The organism is Streptomyces aureus, from assembly GCF_000725495.1.
Classification (GTDB): domain Bacteria; phylum Actinomycetota; class Actinomycetes; order Streptomycetales; family Streptomycetaceae; genus Streptomyces; species Streptomyces aureus_B.
In genome coordinates this window covers 1-251 of record NZ_JNZD01000114.1, presented here as the reverse complement: position 1 = coordinate 251, position 251 = coordinate 1, and the positions used below count along the sequence as shown (strand labels likewise).

The 251-nt window shown below is 62.5% G+C and carries 1 pseudogene; it reads right to left on the bottom strand.

Annotated features, from left to right (window positions below):
• A pseudogene (locus tag IO36_RS36210) lies at positions 1-251 on the bottom strand (alpha-1,4-glucan--maltose-1-phosphate maltosyltransferase); the annotation flags it as partial.

Here is a 251-nt window from a genome sequence, read left to right as displayed (position 1 = left end):
AGGTAGTCGGTGAGTTCCTCTTTGGTGTTGCGCCAGGTGAAGTAGGTGTAGGACTGCTGGAAGCCGGTCTCGGCGAGGGTGCGCATCATCGCGGGGCGGGTGAAGGCCTCGGCGAGGAAGATGACGTCGGGGTCGGTGGCGTTGATGTCCGAGATCACCTGTTCCCAGAACATCACGGGTTTGGTGTGGGGGTTGTCGACGCGGAAGATACGGACGCCGTGGTCCATCCAGTGGCGCAGGATCCGCACGCT